The 25,556-nt window shown below is 33.2% G+C and carries 27 protein-coding genes and 9 tRNA genes; 17 read left to right on the top strand and 19 right to left on the bottom strand.

Features of this window, described 5'->3' with window-relative positions; all coding sequences use genetic code 11:
* Window positions 1–53: 53 nt before the first annotated feature.
* The 5 genes from ACZYT4_RS12295 to ACZYT4_RS12315 all read right to left on the bottom strand — a co-directional run bounded on the left by ACZYT4_RS12295 (window position 54) and on the right by ACZYT4_RS12315 (window position 3,659).
* On the bottom strand, window positions 54–311 hold the full coding sequence (locus ACZYT4_RS12295) for a MurR/RpiR family transcriptional regulator (RefSeq protein WP_463786190.1): 258 nt from the start codon (window positions 309–311) through the stop codon (window positions 54–56).
* A 15-nt stretch (window positions 312–326) separates the two neighbouring features.
* Window positions 327–1,175 carry a MurR/RpiR family transcriptional regulator gene (locus ACZYT4_RS12300; RefSeq protein WP_463786192.1) on the bottom strand — a complete coding sequence of 283 codons (849 nt, stop codon included), beginning with the start codon at window positions 1,173–1,175 and terminating at the stop codon, window positions 327–329.
* 48 nt (window positions 1,176–1,223) lie between these two features.
* Window positions 1,224–2,072, bottom strand: a complete 849-nt coding sequence (locus ACZYT4_RS12305) for a Cof-type HAD-IIB family hydrolase (RefSeq protein ID WP_463786194.1) — start codon at window positions 2,070–2,072, stop codon at window positions 1,224–1,226.
* A 190-nt stretch (window positions 2,073–2,262) separates the two neighbouring features.
* On the bottom strand, window positions 2,263–2,916 hold the full coding sequence (locus tag ACZYT4_RS12310; RefSeq protein ID WP_463786197.1) for an HAD family hydrolase: 654 nt from the start codon (window positions 2,914–2,916) through the stop codon (window positions 2,263–2,265).
* Between the two features lie 2 nt (window positions 2,917–2,918).
* Window positions 2,919–3,659 (bottom strand): EFR1 family ferrodoxin, encoded by a 741-nt coding sequence (locus ACZYT4_RS12315; RefSeq protein WP_463786201.1) that lies wholly within the window; start codon window positions 3,657–3,659, stop codon window positions 2,919–2,921.
* Window positions 3,660–3,890: 231 nt separating this feature from the next.
* Here ACZYT4_RS12315 and ACZYT4_RS12320 point away from each other — a divergent pair, with 231 nt between their 5' ends.
* The 3 genes from ACZYT4_RS12320 to ACZYT4_RS12330 are packed head-to-tail and all read left to right on the top strand — an operon-like array spanning window position 3,891 to window position 4,831.
* Window positions 3,891–4,181: a hypothetical protein gene (locus ACZYT4_RS12320; RefSeq protein WP_463786204.1), complete on the top strand. Its 291-nt coding sequence runs from the start codon at window positions 3,891–3,893 to the stop codon at window positions 4,179–4,181.
* A 21-nt stretch (window positions 4,182–4,202) separates the two neighbouring features.
* Complete coding sequence (locus ACZYT4_RS12325) at window positions 4,203–4,679, top strand: Rpn family recombination-promoting nuclease/putative transposase (RefSeq protein WP_463786205.1); 477 nt, start codon at window positions 4,203–4,205, stop codon at window positions 4,677–4,679.
* Window positions 4,583–4,831, top strand: coding sequence for a DUF4351 domain-containing protein (locus ACZYT4_RS12330; protein ID WP_463786207.1), 249 nt, complete (start codon window positions 4,583–4,585; stop codon window positions 4,829–4,831). Before ACZYT4_RS12325 ends, ACZYT4_RS12330 begins: the two co-directional genes overlap by 97 nt.
* Window positions 4,832–4,895: 64 nt before the next feature.
* On the opposite strand, the gene ACZYT4_RS12335 is transcribed toward ACZYT4_RS12330, so the two are convergent.
* A complete protein-coding gene (locus tag ACZYT4_RS12335; protein WP_463786209.1) occupies window positions 4,896–6,515 on the bottom strand; it encodes a CTP synthase in 1,620 nt (539 codons plus the stop codon).
* Between the two features lie 211 nt (window positions 6,516–6,726).
* Between ACZYT4_RS12335 and ACZYT4_RS12340 the strand changes: the two genes are divergently transcribed.
* The 14 genes from ACZYT4_RS12340 to ACZYT4_RS12405 all read left to right on the top strand — a co-directional run bounded on the left by ACZYT4_RS12340 (window position 6,727) and on the right by ACZYT4_RS12405 (window position 14,393).
* The gene (locus ACZYT4_RS12340; RefSeq protein WP_463786211.1) at window positions 6,727–7,422 is read left to right on the top strand and encodes a response regulator transcription factor; all 696 of its coding nucleotides are present in this window, start codon (window positions 6,727–6,729) and stop codon (window positions 7,420–7,422) included.
* Complete coding sequence (locus tag ACZYT4_RS12345; RefSeq protein WP_463786214.1) at window positions 7,419–8,543, top strand: sensor histidine kinase; 1,125 nt, start codon at window positions 7,419–7,421, stop codon at window positions 8,541–8,543. The genes ACZYT4_RS12340 and ACZYT4_RS12345 overlap by 4 nt, the downstream gene beginning before the upstream one ends.
* Before the next feature lie 90 nt (window positions 8,544–8,633).
* On the top strand, window positions 8,634–9,908 hold the full coding sequence (locus ACZYT4_RS12350; protein WP_463786216.1) for an aspartate aminotransferase type Ic: 1,275 nt from the start codon (window positions 8,634–8,636) through the stop codon (window positions 9,906–9,908).
* Window positions 9,909–10,026: 118 nt separating this feature from the next.
* Window positions 10,027–10,102: transfer RNA gene (locus ACZYT4_RS12355), tRNA-Gln, on the top strand.
* A gap of 3 nt (window positions 10,103–10,105) precedes the next feature.
* Window positions 10,106–10,181, top strand: a tRNA-Val gene (locus tag ACZYT4_RS12360).
* Between the two features lie 5 nt (window positions 10,182–10,186).
* Window positions 10,187–10,262, top strand: a tRNA-Thr gene (locus ACZYT4_RS12365).
* 7 nt (window positions 10,263–10,269) lie between these two features.
* Window positions 10,270–10,353: transfer RNA gene (locus tag ACZYT4_RS12370), tRNA-Tyr, on the top strand.
* 7 nt (window positions 10,354–10,360) lie between these two features.
* A tRNA-Lys gene (locus ACZYT4_RS12375) sits at window positions 10,361–10,436 on the top strand.
* A 14-nt stretch (window positions 10,437–10,450) separates the two neighbouring features.
* Window positions 10,451–10,539 (top strand) — tRNA-Leu (locus ACZYT4_RS12380).
* 7 nt (window positions 10,540–10,546) lie between these two features.
* Window positions 10,547–10,620, top strand: a tRNA-Gly gene (locus tag ACZYT4_RS12385).
* A gap of 8 nt (window positions 10,621–10,628) precedes the next feature.
* Window positions 10,629–10,704: transfer RNA gene (locus tag ACZYT4_RS12390), tRNA-Asn, on the top strand.
* A 7-nt stretch (window positions 10,705–10,711) separates the two neighbouring features.
* Window positions 10,712–10,787 (top strand) — tRNA-Glu (locus ACZYT4_RS12395).
* Between the two features lie 102 nt (window positions 10,788–10,889).
* Entirely contained in the window at window positions 10,890–12,533 is a 1,644-nt protein-coding gene (locus tag ACZYT4_RS12400) for an AAA family ATPase (protein ID WP_463786218.1), read from the top strand.
* 3 nt (window positions 12,534–12,536) lie between these two features.
* On the top strand, window positions 12,537–14,393 hold the full coding sequence (locus ACZYT4_RS12405; RefSeq protein ID WP_463786220.1) for a vWA domain-containing protein: 1,857 nt from the start codon (window positions 12,537–12,539) through the stop codon (window positions 14,391–14,393).
* Window positions 14,394–14,696: 303 nt separating this feature from the next.
* Here the strand turns inward: ACZYT4_RS12405 and ACZYT4_RS12410 are convergent, their stop codons facing one another.
* The 13 genes from ACZYT4_RS12410 to ACZYT4_RS12470 all read right to left on the bottom strand — a co-directional run.
* Window positions 14,697–14,882: a hypothetical protein gene (locus ACZYT4_RS12410; protein ID WP_463786222.1), complete on the bottom strand. Its 186-nt coding sequence runs from the start codon at window positions 14,880–14,882 to the stop codon at window positions 14,697–14,699.
* A 79-nt stretch (window positions 14,883–14,961) separates the two neighbouring features.
* Window positions 14,962–15,243 carry a hypothetical protein gene (locus ACZYT4_RS12415; protein ID WP_463786224.1) on the bottom strand — a complete coding sequence of 94 codons (282 nt, stop codon included), beginning with the start codon at window positions 15,241–15,243 and terminating at the stop codon, window positions 14,962–14,964.
* Entirely contained in the window at window positions 15,240–15,590 is a 351-nt protein-coding gene (locus tag ACZYT4_RS12420) for a hypothetical protein (RefSeq protein WP_463786227.1), read from the bottom strand. Before ACZYT4_RS12420 ends, ACZYT4_RS12415 begins: the two co-directional genes overlap by 4 nt.
* A 251-nt stretch (window positions 15,591–15,841) precedes the next feature.
* On the bottom strand, window positions 15,842–17,839 hold the full coding sequence (locus ACZYT4_RS12425; RefSeq protein ID WP_463786229.1) for a penicillin-binding transpeptidase domain-containing protein: 1,998 nt from the start codon (window positions 17,837–17,839) through the stop codon (window positions 15,842–15,844).
* 120 nt (window positions 17,840–17,959) lie between these two features.
* Window positions 17,960–18,370 (bottom strand): hypothetical protein, encoded by a 411-nt coding sequence (locus tag ACZYT4_RS12430; protein WP_463786232.1) that lies wholly within the window; start codon window positions 18,368–18,370, stop codon window positions 17,960–17,962.
* 58 nt (window positions 18,371–18,428) lie between these two features.
* Window positions 18,429–19,121, bottom strand: a complete 693-nt coding sequence (locus ACZYT4_RS12435) for a tRNA threonylcarbamoyladenosine dehydratase (protein WP_463786234.1) — start codon at window positions 19,119–19,121, stop codon at window positions 18,429–18,431.
* Between the two features lies 1 nt (window position 19,122).
* Window positions 19,123–19,959, bottom strand: a complete 837-nt coding sequence (locus tag ACZYT4_RS12440; RefSeq protein ID WP_463786238.1) for a tRNA 2-thiocytidine biosynthesis TtcA family protein — start codon at window positions 19,957–19,959, stop codon at window positions 19,123–19,125.
* A 129-nt stretch (window positions 19,960–20,088) separates the two neighbouring features.
* Entirely contained in the window at window positions 20,089–21,501 is a 1,413-nt protein-coding gene (locus tag ACZYT4_RS12445) for an amidophosphoribosyltransferase (RefSeq protein ID WP_463786241.1), read from the bottom strand.
* A 127-nt stretch (window positions 21,502–21,628) separates the two neighbouring features.
* Window positions 21,629–22,069 (bottom strand): PH domain-containing protein, encoded by a 441-nt coding sequence (locus ACZYT4_RS12450; RefSeq protein WP_463786243.1) that lies wholly within the window; start codon window positions 22,067–22,069, stop codon window positions 21,629–21,631.
* An 8-nt stretch (window positions 22,070–22,077) separates the two neighbouring features.
* Window positions 22,078–22,566 carry an N-acetylmuramoyl-L-alanine amidase gene (locus ACZYT4_RS12455; protein WP_463786254.1) on the bottom strand — a complete coding sequence of 163 codons (489 nt, stop codon included), beginning with the start codon at window positions 22,564–22,566 and terminating at the stop codon, window positions 22,078–22,080.
* Window positions 22,567–22,703: 137 nt separating this feature from the next.
* Complete coding sequence (locus ACZYT4_RS12460; protein ID WP_463786246.1) at window positions 22,704–23,072, bottom strand: ACT domain-containing protein; 369 nt, start codon at window positions 23,070–23,072, stop codon at window positions 22,704–22,706.
* Between the two features lie 84 nt (window positions 23,073–23,156).
* On the bottom strand, window positions 23,157–24,509 hold the full coding sequence (locus ACZYT4_RS12465; protein WP_463786247.1) for an MATE family efflux transporter: 1,353 nt from the start codon (window positions 24,507–24,509) through the stop codon (window positions 23,157–23,159).
* A gap of 22 nt (window positions 24,510–24,531) precedes the next feature.
* A partial coding sequence (locus ACZYT4_RS12470) for an MATE family efflux transporter (RefSeq protein ID WP_463786250.1) occupies window positions 24,532–25,556 on the bottom strand: 1,025 nt, incomplete at its 5' end.

The raw sequence follows: 25,556 nt of genomic DNA on the forward strand, positions 1-25,556 counted from the left end.
ACCGCAAGCAGCGGGGAAATGCCCAAGAGTAAAAAGTATTCACTGGATACTTTTTACTTATTATAATCTACTTCTTTTTGAGGATATCTTTCGACCTGTAAAGAAAGTTGCACCTTGAGCTGATTGAGTCCTGACAAGCCTAGTTTTTCGATAACACGATAAATTGTTGAAACAGAAACAAAGCTCTTTTTAGCGATTGTTTGTATATCATCTTGAATGATTTCCTGAGGTGCATTTAAGATATATTCAGCAAAAACCTTTTCACCTTCTGTGAAATGCTGTTCTTCTTTAATTCTTGTAAAAATATTCATTTGTTTTCCTCTTTTCTACTTTTTTGTCATGGTTTCATAAAAATATAATTTCTTTTCAATATTCTTTTGATAATCCAATCGAAAATAGCATGTATATAAACAATCTAAAATATATAATAATGACAAGCGTGTTGCGAAAGAGGAAATCTTATTATAATGATCTTCATGCGAACTCATATAAAGAGTATGTTGCGCATAAGGATATAAAGGATTTTCTAATGTTGATGTGATGAGAATAATAGGTGTTTTATTTTGTTTAAGCAAGTGTACAATATGTTCAACAGATGTTCCTCTACCACCAAATGATATCACAATTGCAACATGATTTTGATTGCTACTGACAGCTGATAGATTCTGTTGATAATCTTCTAAGGGGACATTGACCATAACCCCAATTTCTTGCATCTGAAACTTAAAATTTTCAGCAAAATAAATATTCCCGGCAGATGTATAAATATCAATGAATTTGGCTTTTTTTAATAAACTGGCTGATAGTCGCAACTGTTCTAAATCCAATAAATTCAATGTTGATGTGACTGTCTGCTTATAAACATCTTTTAATTTATGAGCAATCTGATATTGTGTCTCATTTTGTTTAATTGGATAATTATAATCAAAATCTTCAGATTCTTTGAGATAATCTTCAATAGATGCAGAAACCTGTAATTTTAAATCAGATAATCCAGCGATTCCTAATTTATGACAGAGACGATAAATCGTTGAAATAGATACATAACATTTTTCAGCTATTTGTGTCGCATTATATTTCATAAAATCATCAGTATGTTCTTTCATATATGTCACTAATATTTTTTCATTATCTGTCAAATCAACAATTTGATCAAGCTTATTAAAAATGTTCATGAGCACCACCTCATGAACATTATAAATAATATTTTCACTGAAAACAATTTATTTTATTTCTGGCATGTATTTATATAATGATTCAGCAATACCATCTTCATCATTAGATAATGTCATATCGTCAGCGATATCCTTTAAATCCTGAACAGCATTTGCCATTGCAACACCAATTCCTGCATATTTAACCATAGATGCATCATTATGTCCATCACCAAAAGCAATCATTTCATCTTGTGTATAACCCATTGGTTTTAAAACAGAATCAAGTGCTTTAGCTTTATCAATACCTTTAGCTGTAAATTCAAAATAGAAATCCCCAGTAAACATACAGCTTAATGTTTCTTTAAAAGGTGCTTCCATTTCTTTATAATGTGCCTGCAAATATTCAGGATCAGATGTTGTTAAAATCTTATTCAATGGGAAATCAACAAATGCAGCTAAATCATCAACTTCACATAATTTATATTTTCCACCACGTGATTCATATTCCATAACATTAAATGGTTTTCCATTCCATTGAATAATATTATCATAAACATTAGTGACATACATATATTCCCCTTTATCAATCATAGGGCGTACACGATCAAATTTTTTCATATGTTCCAAAACTGCTTTGGCTTCTTCAACATTTAAAGCCTGATTAAATAAGACTTCATCTGTTTCACAATCCACAACTTTAGACCCATTATAACAAACCAATAATCCATGATGTTGATCCATCTTTAATTCTTTCGCAAAATCTCTTAATCCAGATGTAGGTCTTCCTGAAGCTAAAATTAAAATAGCTCCTGCTTCTTCAGCTTTAATTAAAGCTTCTCTTGTTTTAGGGGTAATCACTTTTTGGCTATTAGAAAGTGTTCCATCCACATCCATGATAATGACTTTTATTGACATAAAATTCTTCCTCCTTCATTACCGCTTCATTTTATCATTTTTTCAACATGACACTCAACGCAATCAACAAAAGATGAAAAAAACATGTCAAAAATTTATGAAAAAATCTGAATTCTTGCGAAAAGTCTATCAAAGAAACAAGTTCTTATATTTTTAAGATTTGAAGAAATTAAAAAAGTCCTAAAAAGGACTATAAATATTCAAAGACATCCAACAATGTTTCAATACAAGTAATTTCTGGATCATTAATATCTTTATGACCAATTAAAAATGCTCGCATCCCAACAGCTTTTGCTGATTGCATATCTTTATTATAACTATCACCTATATAAACAGCTTCTGAAGGTTTTAATTTTGTGATTTCTAATGCTTTTTCAAACATTTCTTTAGCTGGTTTATAATAATGCGTTGTTTCACTTGAAATGATACCTTTCGGTTCTAATTCAAGCTTTTTCATACTTTCTTCTACATAACGTATGTCATTATTCGTAATAATATAGATAGGCAAAGGACATTGTGCAAAAAAATCATAGGAATCGTCATAGGCTGGTGAATGAATCCAATGTTGAACCAATAAATCACAATACTGATGACTATCTCCCTGTAATCCAATTTCATCTTTTATACATTCAAAAGCTTCTAAAGATATATCATATTCACTTTTATAGTTATCTCCATTATATTTGGTAAGCAGTTCATCATGTTTCTGATACCATAAATCAGCTATCTTTTGAGGGTCTTTGACATTTGAATTTTGAACACACATGTCCATCAGTTTTTCTAACCACTCACTTTGCTCATAGACTAAAGTCCCCATATGATCAATAAATATCGCTTTTAACATGATTATCCTCCTATCAATTCACTCTTTTTATATACTTGACATGGCTTTTGTATTTTTATGCGCGTTGCTTCTACCAGCTTTGGATCACATTGCCTGGCCTGTGATGGGCACACAGAAACACAACGCATACACGAAATACATCGTTTTTCATCTACACTTTCTATATGATGAATATCAATAGCTCCCACAGGACAAAGTTTAGCACATAATCCACACTTTGTACACTCAGAAGTTGCTTTTGGTTTTAATCCTCCGTGGAATTCTTTATATGGTCTATGTCCTGGAACTTCAATAGGATGTAGGTTCTTTTTCATTGTCTCAACAAGACTTTGAATTTCCTGAAAATCCTCCTCGTTTGGTCTACCTTTTGCGTATTCATGAACAATAGAATGCTCACAGACAACCGCCAAAGCTCCAACAGTTATAAAACCACATTGGTCTAAAGTATCTTTTAATTCTATAAAAGTATCATCATAATGTCTATTTCCATAAGTCACGATAAGTACCACAGGTGTATGATTTCCTTTTAATTTTTGTAAACGTTCAACCGCAACGAAAGGTACTCTTCCACCATATGAAGGAACACCTACGATACACAATGAATCATCAGAGAAAGTCTGTGACTGTATATCTTTTTGAGATAAATCAATTTCATAGATTGGCTGGCCCCATTGTTTTCCTACAAATTCAACAACTTTTTTCGTATTCCCTGTACCACTAAAATAAATCAGATTAATAGCCATATCAAACCACTCCTGTATACCATTTTAACATATTTCCCAACACTTTCCATTAACAAATCTTCAATATTCAAAAAATCAATATTTGTCTGTTATAGTATTTTGTTAATCATTAATTTTAAAAATATATGCTTTAAGCAATTTTTATGATATAATATGTTTGTACGAAAAATTTGTCTAAAAAAGAAGAAAAATGAACTTTTTTTGCGTATATGAATAATAGGGGTATTATTCATGACTAAAAAAGAGTATAAATTGAGAAAGATTTTTGATATTCGCATCAGAACACTCTTTAAAAATCATCACATCATGATTGATTTTATCAATGGCATTCTTTTTTATGGGAATGGAACCATTCACTTTGATAACGTCTCTCTAGTTGATTCTAATCTCGATGCTCATCTCCCGATTCAAAACATCACAAGAGGACGTGAACATGATAATATCTATCATGTAAAAAGAGATGGTAGGGAGTGTCTGATTGGCATAGAACATCAATCACAAATTGATCAAAGCATGTTTTAAAGGACAAGGGAATATGATGAAATGAATTATCTTCATCAATTCTTCCTATATCAATCCAATTATCAGATGATTATGGGTGTCATGACATTGATTGTTTATTACGGACAAAGGAAATGGAAAGCTCCAAGAACATATGAGGACATGTTGAAGCCCCTACCTCCCGTTTTAAAAAACTATATGAATGTTGCATCCTATCCACTCATTGAAATGAGATATCTAAATCCAGAGAGATTTCACACTCAAGAACTTAAAGAGCTTATCATTGGATTGAAATATCTATATAATCATCAATATGATAAAGCTCATGATATAGCAGTCAGTCATGAGATTGCAATCACACTTGCAGCACTTACAAAAAACACGCATATTTATAAAAAGGTAAAGGAGGAGAAGATTGATATGTGTCAAGTTATCAGAGATTATGGAAAAGAAAATCAAAGAAGAGGAAAAAAGAAGGTATTAATATCGGAAGAAATGAAGGTATCATCCAAACTTTAATTAAGCAACTTCAATCAAAGTTAGGATTTCTCTCAAAAGACACCCTTACAAAAATCCAATCATGCAATCAAGAACAACTTGATTTACTTACAGTACATATTTTTGATATTCATAGTGAAAAAGATATTTTTCGTTATTTATCTTTTGACTAATATCCATTTTATAAAAATATAACTTAAAATCAAAAATTCATATCATATATGTAAAAAGAACATTCTATTTTTGAATGTTCTTTTCATTATATTTCTTATGACATGCAGCTGTGATAAATCCTTGGAAGATAGGTTCACTACGATTTGGACGTGAAGCAAATTCCGGATGGAACTGGCACGCTACAAAATATGGATGATTTTCTAATTCAATAATTTCCACAAGATCTCTTTCTGGATTTTTCCCAGATACAATTAATCCATGTTCTTCAAGAATTTCTTTATATTTATTGTTGAATTCATAACGATGTCTATGTCTTTGTTGAATCATATCTTGACCATATAACTGATGTACACGACTTCCTTTCAATAATTCACAATCATAATTTCCTAATCGCTGTGTTCCTCCCATATCATCCAATGTCTGATCACTCATTAAGTGAATCAATGGAGTTTCACACATATCATCAAATTCAATAGAATTCACATCATGTAATCCACAAACATTTCTTGCAAATTCAATAGAAGCTAACTGCATTCCTAAACATATTCCTAAAAATGGAATTTGATTTTCTCTTGCAAAACGAATGGCTTTAATCATTCCTTCAATTCCTCGTTGACCAAAACCACCAGGAACTAAAATTCCATCTGCTCCCTGTAACATATCAGCGACATTATCATCATTGATTTCCTCTGCATTGATCCAATCAATATGAACAACACTATTTTCATAATATCCTGCATGACGCAAAGCTTCATTAACTGATAAATAAGCATCTGGAAGTTGAACATATTTTCCAACCATTTTAATCGTGACTTCTCTATTAAGACCTTTAACTCTTGTAATCAATTCCTGCCATTCTGTCATATCAGCAGCAGGAGCTTCCATTCTTAAATGATCCAATACCAAATCATCCATATGTTGTTCTAATAACATCATTGGTAATTCATATAAAACATCTACATCATAATTAGAAATGACAGCTTCAACCGGTACATTACAGAATAAAGAAATCTTTTCCTTTAGCTCCTTATCAATATGTTTTTGACTACGACAAACAATAATATCTGGTTGAATTCCATAACCACGTAATTCTTTAACACTATGCTGTGTTGGTTTTGTTTTTACTTCATGGCTAGCTCCAATATATGGTAATAATGTTGTATGTATATAAAGAGTATTTTTATATCCAATATCCAAACGGACTTGTCTAATGGCTTCAATAAATGGCAAGCTTTCAATATCTCCTACTGTTCCACCAATTTCAGTTATCACAATGTCTGCCTGGCTACTTTTAGCCGCAGCATAAATTTTTGCTTTAATTTCATTTGTAATATGTGGTACAACCTGTACTGTTGCTCCCAAATAATCTCCACGACGTTCTTTAGAAATCACATCACTATAAATTCTTCCTGTTGTAATTGAAGAACTACGATTTAATTCTTCATCAATAAAACGTTCATAGTGACCTAAGTCTAGATCTGTTTCAGCTCCATCTGCTGTTACAAAAACTTCTCCATGTTGAAATGGTGACATTGTCCCAGGATCCACATTAATATAAGGATCAAGCTTTTGCATAAATACTTTTAACCCTCTTTGTTTCAATAATCTTCCTAAAGATGCGGCTGTCAATCCTTTCCCTAATCCGGAAACAACTCCACCTGTTACAAATATAAATTTAGCCATTCTACGTTTCTCTCCTTTCACAAATAAAAATACACCCTAGCGGAAAGCCAGAGTGCCCTTTCTTATTCTAGCAAAAATTAATTATCAAAGCAATTATTTTTTCTTATTCATTCTTAATAATCTTTTTGACTTCTCTTATCAAAAATTATTTTCATAAAATGATTGTTGTTTTTATGATTTTCTATATAATAATCATAGGGAGGCGATAAATATGGAAAACCCTCATATTCTTGTGGTTGATGATGAAAAAGAAATTACTGATTTAATAGAAATTTATTTAACACAAGAAGGTTATGTTGTTGAAAAAAGATATAATGCATTAACATTATTAGAAGATATACCTAAGTATCAGATTGACTTGGTCATTTTGGATATCATGATGCCAGAAATTGATGGGATGCAGGCATTAAAAATGATCAGAGAAAAATATAACGTTCCTGTTATTATTGTTTCAGCAAAAACAGCTGACAATGATAAAATAGATGGTTTATTAAGTGGAGCTGATGATTATGTCAGCAAACCATTTAATGCGATGGAACTGGTGGCAAGAGTAAAGTCTCAATTACGTCGTTTTCATGTATTAAACAAACCTATCAATAGTTCTTCACATATTATTGAAGCAACAGATTTAATCATTGATACTCAAAAGAAGTTAGTCACATTGGATGGACGACCTCTTGCCTTGACAAGAATTGAATACGAAATTTTAGTCTTACTTGCCAGTCAGCCAGGAACTGTTTTTTCGATTGAAGATATCTTTGAAAAAATATGGCATGTGAAGTCAAGTAATTCTAATAATACGATTATGGTTCATATCAGAAAATTAAGAGAAAAAATCGAAAGGCAACCAAGAAATCCTCAACATATTAAAACAGTTTGGGGGGTTGGTTATAAATTTGAATTATGATTCAAAAGATACAAAGATTATTTATCAGTAGCTTTCGATGGCGTTTATTAATTAATGTTGTTGTTGCTTATTTTATAGCTTTTTTATGTAATTCTGCTTTAATTATTATATTTGAACATACCAATTTTCTGAATCTACCATATGAATGGTTATATGTCATTGCTTTTTTAATCTCTTTAATGATTTTTTTAGTCACTTTTTTTGACTTAATGAATATTACTTTAAAGTATATTGATGTTTTAAATGGAACGATTCAACGTGTTACAGCAGGCGATTATGATGTTGAAGCTCCTATAAAATATGATGATGAGCTTGGTCTTCTGGCTGCTAATATCAATGCGCTTGCTAAAACATTGGATGATAAAGAGAAGGAAAGTCAGATATTAAAAGAAAATGAGCGAATGGCTTATGATGCTGAAAGAAATGCTGAAAAACAAAAAAATGATTTGATTACAAATGTCGCTCATGACTTAAGAACTCCTCTGACAACTATTGTAGGATACTTGGAACTAATCAAGAACAATCAACAGTTATCTAAAGAAGACATCCAAAAATATTCTAGTGTAGCTTATGAAAAATCAAAAAGACTTCAAAGTATGATGGATGATCTTTTTGAATTTACCAGCCTAGATCAGGCTAATGTCAAAATACATATGACAACCATCAATATTACTGAATTAGTCCTACAGATTGTGGATGAGTTTTATCCTACTTTTCAGGAACATCATTTAACACCCGTTGTCACAACAAGTCAGAATAACTTGTATATAAAAGGAGATGGTCAACTGATTGCCAGAGTTTTTGATAACCTGTTATCAAATGCTGTCAAATATGGTGAAGATGGTCAAAAAATTAAAATTGAAGTCTTAAATGATGATGAAACGGTCACTATTAAAATTATGAATTATGGAAATCCTATTGATGCAGCGGATTTACCATATATCTTTGATAAGTTTTATCGCAGTGATGCTTCACGTTCATCTTCTACTGGTGGAACTGGTTTAGGATTGGCCATTGCTAAAAATATTGTTCAAATTCATAATGGGGAAATCTTTGCGACAAGCCATAAAGACAAAACAACTTTTGTTGTGATTTTAAATAGACTCCCCATCAATGAATAATCTCATGACTTTTACATGATAAAGATTGCATTTTTATCAATGAGAGGGTACAATGACCTCAAGATACATAGAAAGATAAGGGAGAGAAAAATGAAGCCATTGAAAGAAATGAGTGTTGATGAATTAAAAGATTTACATCAACAGTTATCCAACCAATATCAAAACATAAAAGATTTACATTTACAATTGAATATGGCTAGAGGAAAGCCAGACTTTTCACAAGTACAGCTTTCGATGCCATTACTTGATACAATCAACAGTCATTATGATTTTTCTACAAAGAAAGATTATCTGAATTATGGTATTTTAGATGGTATTGATGAAGCGAAAAGACTTTTTTCTCAAATGTTAGAAACAACACCAGAGCATATTATTGTTTATGGAAATTCCAGTTTAACAATAATGTTTGATCAGATTAGTCGTGGTTATACACATGGCTATTTAGGAAATACACCTTGGTGTCGTTTAGATAAAGTTAAATTTTTATGTCCGGTTCCTGGCTATGATCGTCATTTTGCAATTACTGAACATTTTGGAATTGAAATGATTCCTATCTCTATGGATGACAATGGCCCAGATATGGACCTTGTTGAAAAATATGTGAACCACGATGATAGTGTGAAAGGAATCTGGTGCGTTCCTCAATATGCCAATCCATCAGGTATCACTTATTCTGATGAAGTTGTTCAAAGATTTGCTCATCTCAAACCAGCTGCTAAAGATTTTAGAATTTTCTGGGATAACGCTTATATCATTCATCATCTTTATGATAAACATGATCATGTTATGAATATCTTAGAAGCTTGTGAAGAGGCTGGTAATCCAGATCTTGTGTTTGAATTCTGTTCAACATCAAAAGTGACATTCCCTGGAGCTGGGGTTGCAGCCATGGCAACATCTCTCGACAACAAGAAAGACACTTTAAAACATCTGACAATTCAATCCATTGGTCATGATAAATTAAATCAGTTAAGACATGCAGAATATTTTCCAAACATGGACAGTTTAAAACAACATATGCAAAAACAGGCTGAACTATTAAGACCTAAATTTGAAATGGTTCTTGATATCTTTGAAGAGGAATTAGCACCTCTTCAAATTGGAAAATGGTCTCACCCTCTTGGTGGATATTTCATTACTTTTGAATCATTAGAAAACTGTGCCTCACAAATTGTACAAAAATGTAAAGAAGCCGGGGTCATTTTAACTGATGCAGGTGCAACTTTCCCTTATGGAAAAGATCCTGATGATTCAACGATAAGAATTGCGCCATCTTTTCCACCATTGGATGAATTAAAGCAAGCAACTGAACTCTTTGTTTTATGTGTAAAATTAGTAAGTGTTGAAAAATTATTAAGTCTATAGATGAACCCCAAAATGGTTCATCTTCTTTCTTTCAATAAAAAAATGAAAAAAATAAGTTTTTTCTCAAAAAATATTGACTATAATTTAAAAAATTGTTATATTATATAAGCATGATTGTTGGGATATAGCCAAGCGGTAAGGCAACAGACTTTGACTCTGTCATTTCCCTGGTTCGAATCCAGGTATCCCAGCCATTTGGAGGTTTAGCTCAGTTGGGAGAGCATCTGCCTTACAAGCAGAGGGTCAGCGGTTCGAGCCCGTTAACCTCCACCATTTATGCCGGCTTAGCTCAATTGGTAGAGCAACTGACTTGTAATCAGTAGGTTGAGGGTTCAAGTCCTTTAGCCGGCACCATATATACGGGGAGGTAGCGAAGTGGCTAAACGCGGCTGACTGTAACTCAGTTCCTTTCGGTTCGGTGGTTCGAATCCGCCCCTCCCCACCATTTCTTTGACCCGCTAGCTCAGTAGGTAGAGCATCTGACTTTTAATCAGAGGGTCAGGCGTTCGAGTCGCCTGCGGGTCACCATGAAAAACGCATATGCCCAGGTGGCGAAATTGGTAGACGCACAGGACTTAAAATCCTGCGGACCTTAAAATCCGTGCCGGTTCGACTCCGGCCCTGGGCACCATTTTTCTGCGGGTGTAGTTCAATGGTAGAACTTCAGCCTTCCAAGCTGACTACGTGGGTTCGATTCCCATCACCCGCTCCAATATATACGCTTGAATAGCTCAGTTGGTAGAGCAATCGGCTGTTAACCGATCGGTCGTAGGTTCGAGTCCTACTTCAAGCGCCATTTTTATGGCCTGTTGGAGAAACGGTTAACTCACATGCCTTTCACGCATGCATTCACGGGTTCGAATCCCGTACAGGTCACCATTTAAAAATTAACGATCGTCAGATCGTTTTTTTTATTTATATAAGCATATTATTTGTACTCATTCCAATCCATGATATAATGTCAAAAAAAGGAGCATGCATATGATACTTAATGAACTTAAACAATTTCAACCCTATTCTATTTCACCTGGCTATATGGCCCACACTATTTTATATGGTGACAATGATCATGATGAAATCATCCCTGGAACAACATACCCAGCTGATTCACAACTTACAAAAGCTATAAAAGGAATTGTTCATAGCGACATAGACAATGATAATGTTTATGTTTTTATTCACGAACACTCCCTGCTTTTTACATTAGAGCATTGTCATAAAAAAGAAGTTTATTTAGAATATTCTTTTTATGATCATCGTTTTATCATGGCAGTCATTAACGAAAGTAGCGATAGTCTATATAGATTACTTTTAACTGCAATCAATTATCTTTATAATCAATATCAAATAGAAGAATTTGCTGATATCTATAAAAATTGGCTTCAAATTAATATGCAATCACATATACACGCTGATGAATGGGATGCTAATGAATATAAGTCTGTGACATTTATCGCCAAAAAAAGTATTGCACTTACACAAGATATGATGAATCAGCCAGACAGCTTTTTAGCTTTACATTATGATTCAGTTGAAGAACTAATGATGCACAAACATATGTCATTCAACACACAATCATTAACACAAACTTTTTTATTCCAAGATGATTCTCAACATTTACTCATTGATTTGCAATCACAAGAAAAAATATATCAATCTTTATCTTCATCTACACTGACAATCCTTGATATTCAACCTCTTTATAGTGAACAGGAAAAACAAAAACTTCCTTTGTTCCTTCAAGAATCAATTAAGGATAATGAAAGACTCTATATGCAAAATAGAAATTTTTTAGATCAAAATGATTTTGATTTGATTAAATCTTTTCAAAGAGGAAAAACATGGTCTTGTTTATATTATGGGCCATCGGGAACTGGAAAAACAACAAAGTTATTATGTGTTGCTGGAGCATTAGGACTTCCAAGCTTAAAAATGGTTGGTAGTCGTTCAATTGATGAATCTTCATTATTTGGAAAATATGTATTAAGAAATGGAGAGACTGTTTTTGAATATGGTCCTTTAAGTTTAATGATGAAATATGGTGGAATGTTTATTTTTGATGAAATCAATATGGTAGATAGTGATATTATTTCTTCACTCAATGATGTCTTAGATGGCACAAAACAAAAAATATTAGACAATGGTGAAATCATTCATGCTCATCCATTATTTCGCTTTGCTGAAAGTATGAATATTGGTTATGCTGGAACGAATGAAATGAACCTTTCTCATAAATCTCGTATTCAAAACAAAATAAAAATCAGTCAACTCCCTATTGAGAAAATGGCTCAGATTATTGTGAAAGAAACAGAGATTGATCTTCAAATAGCCACAAAAATGGCTTCATTACTTGATGCTTTCCATAATGTGATTATCAATGAAGGTAATGAAACAACACAACGTATTGATTTAAGAACTTTATTAAACTGGGCTCACAAAACTGTTGATTTAGATGGTGATATCATTCGTGCCAGTTTAGTTACTATTATTTCTGAATTAGCTGAAGAAGATGATGAAATCTTAAATCTAGAAGATGCCCGTCAAATTCTCGCGACCAATGGAGCCGCTTCTTCTGTTATGTCATTAATCGTTCATGAATTTGTTGAAGAGGAAAGCAAGGACTAGCCCATGTTAACAGATGAAGGAAAAAGAAAAATTAAGAAAAACAGTGTTCTCTATGCCAGAATGCCTATTCATTTACAAATAGACGATTCTCAACAACACTATTCACAAATACAAAAGAATGGTGGATTGATTGTCTTAGGAGAAAAGGCCCCTTATCGCTATCTTTCTCATTTCCATCCTGAAGGTTATCTCATGTTTATGGAAGGTCTTGAATTCCATGAATTAGCTTCTTTATTGTATACTGATTTTCATCTTTTCTCACAAGTTTATCAGGAAGCTTCAAACTCTTTGGAACAAGCCAATCAGGCTGCCAAAGCTTATTTAAACAAAGAAATCAAATATCGTGAACTGAAAGATATGCTTATTCGCTATGTTTATCAAACCAATCTTCCTTTGGTTTTAAAAGCTATTGAAGAAGGTGCAGTTGAAAATGCAATAGGTATTGAATATCCAGAAACATGGAATGCTTTAATGTATGCCAGGCAGGCGATAACATCATCTTTTATGCAAGAAGACCATCAACAAAATGATACTTCATTTCTCATGGATAAGATCATCAAGGAAATCATGGTTATTTGTACTTATGGCTATCGTTTTAAACTTCACAACAGTATTGTCTATATCCCACGTTATTTGCACGCTCATTTTACAGAAATAAGAAAACTAGCTATCAAAGGCCGATTACAGACACATCATACCAAAGAACGATTAGAAATCGCAAAAAGCATTTTGCAGTTATGTTCACCTATTATGGATGAAACCGTTAAAGAAATCATTGATACAATTCAAAATGGTTCTAAAATATCGGGAATATCCAACAGCCTTTTTTCTCAAATGGCCAGTGAAATTGCAATTCAATTCCAAAATAGTACATCAGAAGATTCTCAACCTCAAGAAACCCCAACAAAATATAAAATGAATCTATCCGATGAAGAATTTCAACGTATTGAATCATTAGAGGATCAAGAAGAAAAAGTTCAAAATCATCAAATCTTACAAGATATTCATAGGCGTGAGGAGAAACAAAGAAAACAGCAAGAAAAACATTTTCAATCACAAACTTATCAATCACCTATTGAATCCTCAATTGTTTTATCTCCTTTAGAAAGAACAACGCCTACTCAATATGGAGCTATAGCTTTAAGAAGCAAAAACGAAAGTATAGCTAGAAGTAATAAATTAGCAAGATTATTCAAGCGAGAAAGAATGTACGCTTCTAAAAGTCGTACAAAACACAAACTGGAATATGGTAGACAATTAGACCAACAAAATCTGTATCGTGCAACATTGGATGGCCGTGTTTTCAAAGAACATAAACAAGGACAAAAAAAAGACCTCTGTGTCTATATTCTTGTTGATACAAGTGAATCTATGAGTGGTGAAAAAATCATCAATACAATGAAAGGATGTTTTGAACTCGCAAGAGTTTTACAGACTTTAAAGATTCCTTTTTGCATTTCTTCACATAAAGCGCTAGGTCAGACAAAAGTTCAGCTTACAGAAATCATATCTTTTCAGGACTGTCAAAAAAGATATATGTTAGATCGTATATTTTCTATGCATACATCTGGTGGAACACATGAAGATATTGCTTTAGAATATGTTTTAAAGAAACTCGCAGCATACAAAAGGCAAAGAAAAGGATTTGTCTTTGTCCTCTCTGATGGAGATACTCATGGTGTTGAACACATTCATGAATTAACACATCTCTATAAAAAAGATAAAAATATCGATGTGATTGGCATTGGTATTCAGACTGCTCCCCTAATTACTAGAACATATCCGAATAGTTTATTTATTGAAAATATTGAAACTTTGCCGGATATGTTAATTCAAAAATTAAAGGAAATCGCTATATAAAAAGTAGACACGCCGGTCTACTTTTTATTATTATTTTTTAATAATGAAAAATTTTATCCACAAATCGATGCAGAACCAAAACATACAAGCAATAAAAGATCAACAAATTAGAAATTATACATAACCAAGCTAAAAACAGTGAAGAGTGATTGAGAGAATAAATATAATAACCATAACTCATCACAACAACAGTAAAGAATAAAAGGAATAACATGAATGGGAAGATCTGAAAAATTGATCTATCTTGAATATGAAAATCTCTAAATCTTAAATAAACAACAATGAGATAAGCAACCAAACATATCACAAAGTAAAATACACAAATTCACCATTATGAAACACATCTAAAAAACGAGCATTGACTTCACCAAAAAATTGGTGATTATACAGATAATAAATAATCAGAATGCTGATGATATTATAAATAAAATTCACTAAAAAATAATTAAGCTTATTCATGACTGATATATGACTTATTGTCTTCTTCATTTTTCAATCTTCCTTTTTATACATGACACAAAGATTCTTTTCTATCATCTGTATAAGCTTGTCATTTCAAAGAAGTATTTTATATGACATATCCAATGACAAATATTTCTATGATGATAATCAACATCATTCTTACCACCAACCAAAGCTTTGGATAGCGACGAAACACACGTAAATAAGTATATTCTATATTGGCTATTTTTGTTCCTCTCGCCCAAAAAGCATTGCACACAATAGAAAATCCCCATAATAAGACAACAACGGTATCCTGATGACGATTATTCCACAATAAAAATATTCCTGTTATTAAAATAATAAACCATTGAATTTTGATTAACCATTGATCTAATTTTTGATTCATTGTTTATAAACCCCCACATAAGAAATCTTTACCTTATTTTCTTGCATTCTTAAAACAACGTCACCCTGGTTGTGATTCTGATCAATGAATTTTACTGTCAAAGTTTGACTATCTCCATTTTCAATAGAAATAGATTGAACTTGAACAGGTAAAGAGTATGATGATAACTCGTCGATCATAAATGGTATAATCTTGATTTGCACATCTTTAATCATATCTTCTTCCATGATATCTTGAAATTCCGTTTCCATATTCTGATAAATTCTTTCTTGAGATCCGATATCACGAGGATTCTGCGTTGTTTTTTGAATCGTTTCTTGAGAATAGCTGATAAGCTTTTCTGCCACATATTTCACATCAACCTGACTTTGATTTGACTAACATGAGCTCAACACAAAAACGAATAAAGCACTCAATGCAATCATTCTTGCCCTTTTCATATCTTTTCACCATCCTTTTGTATATCATTTGATATAAAAATAATTTTAATATTAAAAATAATATTTCTTCTCACTATCAGTATAACATATTCATTTTGATAGTAAAGTTATTTTCTATTTTTTAAAAAAATATGAAAAAACGGAGTGATTAGACTCCGTTATTTTTGTAAATATGACATTAATGGTTGTTGAACACGATTGACTACATAACCACTACCACCACGATTTTTCACATCTTCCACCATTGTTGTTATGACAATTGGCTTTGATGAATCCGTAGATGCAACAGCCAACCAGCCAAGTTCTGTTCCTGTCGTGTCATCTTGAGATGCTTTAATTTCTCCAGTACCTGTTTTAGCAGCTAACTGATATTGGCTGTTATTTAATGCATGAGCAGTTCCATTACTATCTTCAACAACTTGAATTAAATCTGCTTTAATTTCATCTGCTGTTTCTTTAGAAAAAGGTTCTGACCAAACTGATGATTCTGTTGATTGAACAACATGTGGTGTCATCATTTTTCCTTCATTCATAAATGAACTATAAATAGAAGCCATCTGAACTGGATTCATTAAAATCTCACCCTGTCCATATCCACTATCTGCAATCTGAATTTCATCATCAAATGAATCACTTGTATATTGTGATTTTGTAAGTGCTAATTCAAAAGGAATATCTTCACCTATCTTTAATGACTGATATCCTTTGACAAGATTATCTTTTCCTATTTCTAATGCTGCTTTCGCAAAATAAACATTATCTGAATAAATTAATGCATTTCTTAAATTATTAGGGTTAGGTGCATGTAATGTTGTGACATAATAATCTCCCCAGCTGGAATCTTTTTGCCATTTCATCTCTGCTCCAAAATCTTGAGATGGATCTAATGAATTGGTTTCTAATCCAATGGCAGCTGTTATAGATTTCATTGTTGAACCAGGAACCCATGTTGCTCTAAAACGATTCGTTAATGGCTGATCTTCATCATTGTTTAAATCATCCCATTCTTCTGTTGAGAAACCATAAATAAAATCATTACTATCAAAAGATGGTGTGCTGACCAATGCCAAAACTTCTCCATTTGTTGGATTCATAGCAACAGAAGCACTTTGATCTTCTTCAAAAGCATTATATAAATCTCTTTGTAAATCAACATCAATTGTCAAAGTAATATCTTGCCCATCTTGTTTTTCTTGAGAGGCCACTTCTGTTTTGACACTTCCATTTTCATCAACAATAGAAATAGTCGCTCCATTTGTTCCTTTTAATTGTTTTTCATAAGCTGCTTCAATACCACTTCTTCCAATCATTGAAGTTTCACTATATCCTTCACCTTGATGTTTTTCTAAGTCTTCAGCAGTCACTTGTTGCATATATCCAGTGAGATGTGATGTCACTTCACCATATGGATATGTACGGACTTCAACTGTATTAAGCTTAACTCCAGGAATCTGTAACAATTGATTTTCTAATTGTGTATCTGTTGATGGAATTGTTGTTAATGGGACAAAAGAATCATCTTGAATCCATGATGCACTCATTGTTTTTTGAATACTTTCTTTCGTTAAATCTAATAAATCAGCTAACTGATCATAATCATTTTCACCATTCAATTTTCCTCTTACCAACCCAACAGAATAAGCATTTCCTTGTCCTGCCAGCATCTTTCCATTACGATCCAAAATTTGTCCTCGCTCAGCTTCATCTTCTGAGACTCTGACTCTATCATTTTGTGTTAAATCAGGGAAAATAAAAGAATCATCCCAGACAATTTTTCCATCTTCAATTGTTGTCTGATTTTCAAAAGTCACTTCTCCAGCCAACGTATTCATCTTCACTTGATATGTCAGTTGATGATCTTGTTCATCTGTCACTTCAATTTGAAAATCACTTGCTTCTATCCCCTCATAAATATTTTGATTTCTTTCAATAAAAGTTTCCTGAGGATACTGATTTTGTGATTCTTCACTTATATTGTTATACATCTCCTCATAATTCTTTTCTGATATTTGTGTATAAAAGTTTTTTAATGTTGCCTCATCATTATTTCCTCCTAAAACAAAAAATAAGACAACAGCAATAATAGCAACAATAACAATGACGCCACCTATCATGATATATTTCTTGCGATTATTGTTTGTATAAACAACTCCCATGTCTTTTCCTCCTCATCTTTGTAAGTTTAGTATATCACTTTTAGCAAAGAAAGGAAATATTTCAGTCGTAGAGTTTATCTCTTATTAAGAGATGTACTAAAAAAATGACTAACACAAATGTTAGCCATCCATTTTTGGAGTGTTGAGATTTGTAATAATAGCTAAAATAGTTAAAATATGTCCTAGTTTTGTATCAGCAATTGCCCTTACAGTTTCTCTGAATTCGTTATTACTTTGATTGTATGTGAGTTTACGATACTCCAGATATGAACTTATTTCTAATTTTAAGATTTCATTAAGAACTGCTCTATATCCTCCCTGTAAATTAATTTCAGGAATCATAGGATCATAATTCACACCATATTCTAACTTATAGAAGTAGTTGAGATAATTCGCATTTGTTTCTGCATTTTGAGCAAATGCCAACAAAGCATTCTTTTCTTCTTGTGAAGAAGCCAACGCTGCAGCTCTACGATATAATTGAGCTAAAAATTTTTCTGTATAAATATAAGATTGAAGCTGATCTCTCATCTTTGACACCTCAATTTAACATATGTTGCCTGACCTAAAAACGTGAAAAAAGATTTGCTTATTTCAGCAAATCTTTAATAACTTCACTAGCAATCAATAGTCCTGCACTTGAAGGAACAAATGACGTACTTCCAGGTACAGTTCTTTTATTGGTCACCTCATTAGATTGTTGAGGTTTGATTGGTATTTCTTTAGAATAAACCACTTTGAGATGTTGAATATGACGTTTTTTTAACTCTCTTCTCATGACTTTCGCAAGAGGACAAACAGATGTCTTATAAAGATCACTGACTTCTAGTAAGGCTGGATTCATTTTATTACCAGTACCCATAGAACTAATAAGAGGTATTTTTTGATTACAACGCACTGCCAACTCTATTTTAGAAGTGATTGTATCGATCGCATCAACAACATAATCATATGATGATAAATCAATCTGATCTGCTGTTTCAGGCAAGTAAAACATATCTAATGTTGTGACATCACATTGAGGATTGATTGATAAAATTCTCTTTTTCATCACATCAACTTTCTTTTGACCAATTGTTTCCTGTGTTGCTATAATTTGACGATTTAAGTTAGACAGTGACACAACATCATTATCTACAATTGTGATATGTCCAATACCACTTCTTACCAATGCTTCAACAACATATCCACCAACTCCACCAACTCCAAATACAATAACATGAGCCTGATTTAACTTTTGGATATTCTCTTCTCCTACTAATAACGCAAATCTCGAAAACATTTTATTCTCCTTTATGATAATGATCTAAAAAATGATGTTTTCCTGTTTCATCACTATATGAAATAATGGTTGCCAGATTCACATTTTCTACACTTTTGAAGACATTCTTTTTCACATTAGGATTCATTGTCTCTAAGTACTTCAATAAGTTCTTCATTTCCTCACGTTTAGAAGTATGATGCACTTCTCCTAATTCTTCCATTTCTTCAGTAAAACGGCAGGCACATTGAATAAAAGACAAATCATTATATTTACACCAATTGATAATATCCTTTTCTTCTATCAAATACATGGGTCTAATTAATTCCATTCCTTCAAAGTTTGTACTATGTAATTTTGGCATCATTGTCTGAATTTGAGAACCATAAAACATTCCCATCAAAATTGTTTCAACCACATCATCAAAATGATGTCCCAATGCTATTTTATTACATCCTAATTCTTTTGCTTTCGCATATAAAAAGCCTCTACGCATTCTTGCACATAAATAACATGGTGATTTCTCGATATTCGTGACAACCTTAAAAATATCTGATTCAAAAAACTGAACAGGTATTCCCATAATTTTTGCGTTCTCTTCAATCTTTTTACGATTTTTTTCATTATATCCTGGATCCATTGATAAAAAAACCAATCCAAAATCAAATTGTCCATGCTTTTTTATTTCCTGAAGTAACTTTGCCATTAACATAGAATCTTTTCCACCAGAAATACATACAGCAATATTATCACCTGGCGAAATCAAATCATATGTTTGAATGGCTTTCACAAACTTTCTCCATATAGGCTTTCTATATTTTTTTATAATACTTTGTTCAATCTGTTTTGTTCTATCCATGTATTTCTCCTTTAACTTCATACATCAAAACTATACCAAACATCTTATCATTTGACAATTTTTATTTACTTTTATCTCATATGATTTAAAAACGAGCAAAAAAAAGATTAAAGCAAAGCTCTAACCCTTTTATTCTTTTCCATCCCAACAATATGTGCATAGTTTACATGGTTCAATACCAATAGATTCAATCAAATCATCTAAACGATGATATCTTAAAGATGTGAATTTTAATCTCTTACAGATTTCATCTAACATTTGTTGATATTTTTCACTATCAGGATTTGCATATTCAGCTAATACTTCATCAGTGACATCTCCCTGTTCCAAATCTTTAATCACACGGCGTGTAATTAAATCTAATTCTGAATTAGAACGTGAGAAATTCAAGTATTTACAACCATATAAAATAGGTGGACAGGCTGGTCTAACATGAACTTCTTTAGCTCCTGACTGATATAAAAATTCTGTTGTTTCTCTTAATTGTGTTCCTCGCACAATAGAATCATCAATTAATAATAAACTTTTATTTTTAATCAATTCTTTAACAGGAATAAGTTTCATCTTAGCAATTAAATTTCTTTGCCCCTGATTTTGTGGCATGAATGAACGTGGCCAAGTTGGTGTATATTTAATGAATGGTCTTGCAAATGGGATACCTGATTCATTGGCATATCCAATCGCATGTGCTAATCCTGAATCAGGCACTCCAGCAACACTATCAGGTTCAACTGTTCCCTGATCACGTTTTGCAAGCATGCTTCCACAGTCATAACGCATCTTTTCTACATTGACACCTTCATATGTTGATGTTGGATAACCATAATAAACCCATAAGAACGAACAAATTTTCATTTGATCATTTGGTTTCACTTTTTGTGTAAATCCATGAGGATAGATAAAACCAATTTCTCCTGAACCTAAATCTTTATAATGATGATAACCTAAATTGAGGAATGCTGAACTTTCAAAAGTGACACAATAAGCATCATCTTTTCTACCAATAATAACTGGTGTTCTTCCTAATTTATCTCTAGCACAATAAATACCTTCACTTGTCATAATTAAAATACTCATTGAACCTTTAATTAATTTTTGTGCATGTTGAATACCTTCAACAATAGATTCTTTTTGATTAATTAATGCAGCCACCATTTCTGTTGGATTAATTTCTCCTCCACTCATTTCCAGAAAATGTGTTTTTCCCTGCTCAAAGCACAATGTTTTTAATTCTTCAAGATTATTGACTCTTCCTACTGTTGTAATCGCAAATGATCCTAAATGCGAATTCACTAATAATGGCTGAGCTTCACTATCAGAAATACATCCAATTCCAATATTTCCGGCAAATTCTTCAACATCTTTTTCAAATTTTGTTCTAAAAGGTGAATTTTCGATATTATGAATAGAACGCTGAAAACCATCTTTTCCATAAACAGCCATACCACCTCGTCTAGTTCCTAAATGCGAATGATAATCCACTCCAAAAAACAAATCCATAACACAATCATTTTGTGATGCAACCCCAAAAAAACCACTCATACTGTTCCTATCTCCTTTGTCTATAATTTACAAACCTATTCTAATCAATTTTATAACAAAAGTCTACACAGTTTTTATCGTTTCACATGTTTTTTATCATAAAGCAAAATAGTCATCTTTTTGATGACTATTTTGATACAAATATATGACTTCTTTTTTCTAATTCTTGAATAAATTTCTGCTTTTTAACAGGTGAAATCAATATCTCACTATTTCCATTTCTATCTTTTTGCGCCTTATATATGATATCAAGACGATCAAGTGATAATTCACTAGAACTGATTGGATTACGTGATTCTTTAAAAGAGCGAATATCATGATATGGAATATCTTCATGAAAGAAATAAACACATCTCACTTCCAAATAATCATCATGAAACTCATAATAAGTGAAAAATGTACATAAAACAAATAAAACATCAATAGGAACCACGACCAGTAATGTTATCCACATATCCCAATCATCTAATCGCCATGCAACAAGTTCGAATAACATATAGTTACAAAATATCATTCCAACAATTGTTATAAACCACATGATTCCAATTTTTGAACGATAACGTTTCATATATTCTCCTAAAAATAAGTATTTATTCCATCAGCAATACCTTGTGCACATTTTGTTTGAAAAGCATTATCATTTAAAAGCTGATCTTCTGTGGCATTCGTTATAAATCCCATTTCAATATAAATAGCTGGGACTTCACTCCAATTGATACCTGATAAATCATTACGATAAGAAACTCCTCGATTTTTTATACCTGTTTTCGCACAATAAGAACTAATGACTTTTTGCGCCAATTTAGATGAAGCACTATAAATAGATGGGCAATAAGGATTGTCACTTCCTGGAGCAATCGTATGAGCTCCTCTAGCACTTGATCCAGCACCATCACAATGTAAATGAATCACTGCTGCAGCATGATTGTTATTTCCAATCATGGCACGTTCTTTATTAGAAATATTCACATTTTGACTTGTTCTTGTCATGATAAATGTATAGTCCCGTGTCTGCAATTCATTTCTTAATTTTCTCCTCTTGAAGTATCTTTTTAAAAGATGCATTCTTATCAAAAATGACCCGTTATGCTTGTGCCAATGCGATTTTGCAACTGTTTTCTATATTTTTCATGGTAATCATTTTACCTTTCCTGCAAATTTCAATTAGCCACACTACATTACTTTCTTATAAGTAGGAGCAGTTAATCTATTATTTTATATTCGGCGTTTTCAAGCGCTTGTATCGCTTTTTCATAATTTCCCTTTTTAATCAGAAGATAGTCCGTATTGTAAGTAGAGACTGCAAAAATCGAAATGTTATTATCTGCTAAGATTACTGTGATTTTAGACAATATCCCTATCAAGGAAAATTCCAGAACACCTTGAATCCGAAGTGCTTTCCAGCCATCATCACGCCGAATGACATTAGGCGGAACTTTGCTTGTGAGACAAACAAGAGATTTTTCTTCATCCGTCTTTCCAATGAAGAAATACTCGGAATCTATATTTACAAAAGAAAAATCTTCCACCTGACATATTGAAAATTCGTGATGAATTTTTTTGATTTCCATAATAGTATCTCCTCTCACTTATCACTGTCAAAATTATACAATTACCATTCATTTTAGAAAAGCAAGAATTTATCCAGCATATATTTATGACTTTCTAGCTGTCTTTACAGGCTTTGTGATTGCTTTGTTGTAAACGCAAATGGATATAATTGCGGTAATTACTTCTGTAATCCAAAATGCATTCCAAACACCAATGGCTCCAAAAAATCTGCTGAGTAAAAATGCTATCGGAATGATGACCACTACATACCTACAGAGGGAAATCAGTAAAGATGAAGTCCCTTTCCCAAGTCCCTCCAATGCGCCAGAAGATGTTACAGAAACCGCAGAGACGATAAACCCGGCCCCGATGACACGCAAAGCAGTTTCCCCGACTTGAATCGTCTCTTCTGCATGGGTAAACAACATCATCAACTGGTCTGGAATCAGCAGGCATATCACTATACCAAACACCATAATGATACCACTCATGCACAAGACAATTTTATAAATCTGACTAACCCTTTCATTCTCTCCTGCGCCATAGTTATAGCCAATCAGAGGGCGCATCCCCTGAACAATGCCATTTGCTGGCAGATAAATGAATGTTTGCAATTTGTAATAGATGCCCAAAACGAGAATATACACTTCGGAATATGCCGCCAAAATAGCATTGAGTACTGAAATCAAAAGAGACGGAAGTGCCAGATTCAAAGTTGCGGGAATACCAATGGAGTACAGCTTTATTACCATCTTTTTGCTGGGCAGAATGTACTGCCTGCGGATATTCACACGAATTGGTCGCACAAAATAGACTACGAGATAAATTGCTAGCGTCAAAGTCTGCCCGATGCCAGTTGCCAATGCAGCACCTTCGATTCCCATTTTCGGAAATGGACCGTAGCCAAAAATCAAAACAGGATCTAAAACAATATTTGTAACACACCCACACATTAGGCTTATCATGGTTGTTTTCATGTTTCCTATTGCCTGAAATAGTTTCTCAAATGTTATACTGATGGTAATCATCAATGTAAAAGTGAACGCAACAACAGAATAGCGAATACCAAGTTCAATTACAGCTTCAGATGAAGTAAACATTTGTAAAAAAAACGGCATAATTGTAATACAGCAGATTGTCATAACAATGCCATGAATGACAGCAAATACAAGTCCCTGTGTGGCAGCTTGATCCGCTTTTCTACCATCTCCTGCACCTAGATAGAAGGCGATTACTGCGTTGACTCCAACACCAAATCCAATTCCAGCAGCATTGATAAAATTTTGAATTGGATAAACCAATGATAATGCTGTCATAGCTTCCTCGCTGATCTGTGCGACGAAAAAGCTGTCTACAATGTTATAGAGAGAATTGACCAGCATAGATAACACCATCGGTAAAGACATGGATAAAATCAATGGTAATACTGGCTTCTCTTTCATGAAAGTATCGTTCATAATTCCTCCTTCGTAGAACATGTTATGTTTTTTTATGATGATACCAAACCATCATTATGAGAGCAACGATTAAAGTTCCAGTTTCTGCAACAGGAAATGCAAGCCAAATTCCATTCAAATGGAATAATTTGTCCAGACACCATAGGACTGGAATAAAGAAAAGCATCTGCCTGCATAATTGAATTATCATACTGGAACCAACTTTTTCCGTAGCCTGAAAATAGGTGGAAATCATGGTAGAGAGGCCGCAGAACAGATAGCTTGCCGCCATAATCCGCATAGCGGAGATTCCAAAGGAGCGCATGGCTTCCGACGCCGTGAACAATCCCAAAATCTGCGCCGGAAAGAGGATGACAGCCAACGTTCCCAGTATCATCATGCCAGTGACCAAAGCGGTTCCGTACCGGAAAGCGGAATGCAGCCTTTCGCGGTTCCCCGCACCGTAGTTAAACCGCATAACTGGTAAACAACCCTGGATCAAGCCATTTACCGTCATAACGATCAGCTGCTGCACCTTAAAATATGCGCCGAAGAAAGCGATCGCCGTATCGGAATACGCCACCAGGAACAGATTGACGAAGGTCACCATAAACGAACTGAGAGCGTTCATAATAAAAGACGGCAGGCCAAAGGCAAAAATACGGACGATCATCTGCTTTTGCAAATGAAAGCCTTCGGTCTTTACCTTCACCTTCTGATTTTTCCCCAGCAGCAGAGCCAACGCCAAAACCATGGACAGCAAATAGCCTGCAACCGTAGCCACCGCAGAGCCGAGGATTCCCATAGCCGGGAAAATGCCAATGCCAAAAATCAGAATGGGGTTGAGCACAAAATTAACAACGACTCCTGCAATCTGGAACCACATGGGAGCAACCATGTTCCCAGTGGCTTGTATCATCTTCTGGATGGCGATATGCACCATATTGGGAATTTGCATGAACGAACACACGCTCATATAGGCGATGCTCAGCTGATAAATTTCTTCATTATTGGTGAATGCCCGAAAGTAGGGTTTCATAATCAGCAAGGACAGAAGATTGAGCAAAG

Source organism: Massilimicrobiota sp. mt181, assembly GCF_055420065.1.

Coding starts and splice junctions, on each gene's coding strand:
- ACZYT4_RS12295 (WP_463786190.1), bottom strand. CDS start 311: ATGAATATTTTTACAAGAATTAAAGAAGAACAGCATTTCACAGAAGGT.
- ACZYT4_RS12300 (WP_463786192.1), bottom strand. CDS start 1,175: ATGAACATTTTTAATAAGCTTGATCAAATTGTTGATTTGACAGATAAT.
- ACZYT4_RS12305 (WP_463786194.1), bottom strand. CDS start 2,072: ATGTCAATAAAAGTCATTATCATGGATGTGGATGGAACACTTTCTAAT.
- ACZYT4_RS12310 (WP_463786197.1), bottom strand. CDS start 2,916: ATGTTAAAAGCGATATTTATTGATCATATGGGGACTTTAGTCTATGAG.
- ACZYT4_RS12315 (WP_463786201.1), bottom strand. CDS start 3,659: ATGGCTATTAATCTGATTTATTTTAGTGGTACAGGGAATACGAAAAAA.
- ACZYT4_RS12320 (WP_463786204.1), top strand. CDS start 3,891: ATGACTAAAAAAGAGTATAAATTGAGAAAGATTTTTGATATTCGCATC.
- ACZYT4_RS12325 (WP_463786205.1), top strand. CDS start 4,203: ATGAATTATCTTCATCAATTCTTCCTATATCAATCCAATTATCAGATG.
- ACZYT4_RS12335 (WP_463786209.1), bottom strand. CDS start 6,515: ATGGCTAAATTTATATTTGTAACAGGTGGAGTTGTTTCCGGATTAGGG.
- ACZYT4_RS12340 (WP_463786211.1), top strand. CDS start 6,727: ATGGAAAACCCTCATATTCTTGTGGTTGATGATGAAAAAGAAATTACT.
- ACZYT4_RS12345 (WP_463786214.1), top strand. CDS start 7,419: ATGATTCAAAAGATACAAAGATTATTTATCAGTAGCTTTCGATGGCGT.
- ACZYT4_RS12350 (WP_463786216.1), top strand. CDS start 8,634: ATGAAGCCATTGAAAGAAATGAGTGTTGATGAATTAAAAGATTTACAT.
- ACZYT4_RS12400 (WP_463786218.1), top strand. CDS start 10,890: ATGATACTTAATGAACTTAAACAATTTCAACCCTATTCTATTTCACCT.
- ACZYT4_RS12405 (WP_463786220.1), top strand. CDS start 12,537: ATGTTAACAGATGAAGGAAAAAGAAAAATTAAGAAAAACAGTGTTCTC.
- ACZYT4_RS12410 (WP_463786222.1), bottom strand. CDS start 14,882: ATGAAGAAGACAATAAGTCATATATCAGTCATGAATAAGCTTAATTAT.
- ACZYT4_RS12415 (WP_463786224.1), bottom strand. CDS start 15,243: ATGAATCAAAAATTAGATCAATGGTTAATCAAAATTCAATGGTTTATT.
- ACZYT4_RS12425 (WP_463786229.1), bottom strand. CDS start 17,839: ATGGGAGTTGTTTATACAAACAATAATCGCAAGAAATATATCATGATA.
- ACZYT4_RS12430 (WP_463786232.1), bottom strand. CDS start 18,370: ATGAGAGATCAGCTTCAATCTTATATTTATACAGAAAAATTTTTAGCT.
- ACZYT4_RS12435 (WP_463786234.1), bottom strand. CDS start 19,121: ATGTTTTCGAGATTTGCGTTATTAGTAGGAGAAGAGAATATCCAAAAG.
- ACZYT4_RS12440 (WP_463786238.1), bottom strand. CDS start 19,959: ATGGATAGAACAAAACAGATTGAACAAAGTATTATAAAAAAATATAGA.
- ACZYT4_RS12445 (WP_463786241.1), bottom strand. CDS start 21,501: ATGAGTGGTTTTTTTGGGGTTGCATCACAAAATGATTGTGTTATGGAT.
- ACZYT4_RS12450 (WP_463786243.1), bottom strand. CDS start 22,069: ATGAAACGTTATCGTTCAAAAATTGGAATCATGTGGTTTATAACAATT.
- ACZYT4_RS12455 (WP_463786254.1), bottom strand. CDS start 22,566: ATGCATCTTTTAAAAAGATACTTCAAGAGGAGAAAATTAAGAAATGAA.
- ACZYT4_RS12460 (WP_463786246.1), bottom strand. CDS start 23,072: ATGGAAATCAAAAAAATTCATCACGAATTTTCAATATGTCAGGTGGAA.
- ACZYT4_RS12465 (WP_463786247.1), bottom strand. CDS start 24,509: ATGAACGATACTTTCATGAAAGAGAAGCCAGTATTACCATTGATTTTA.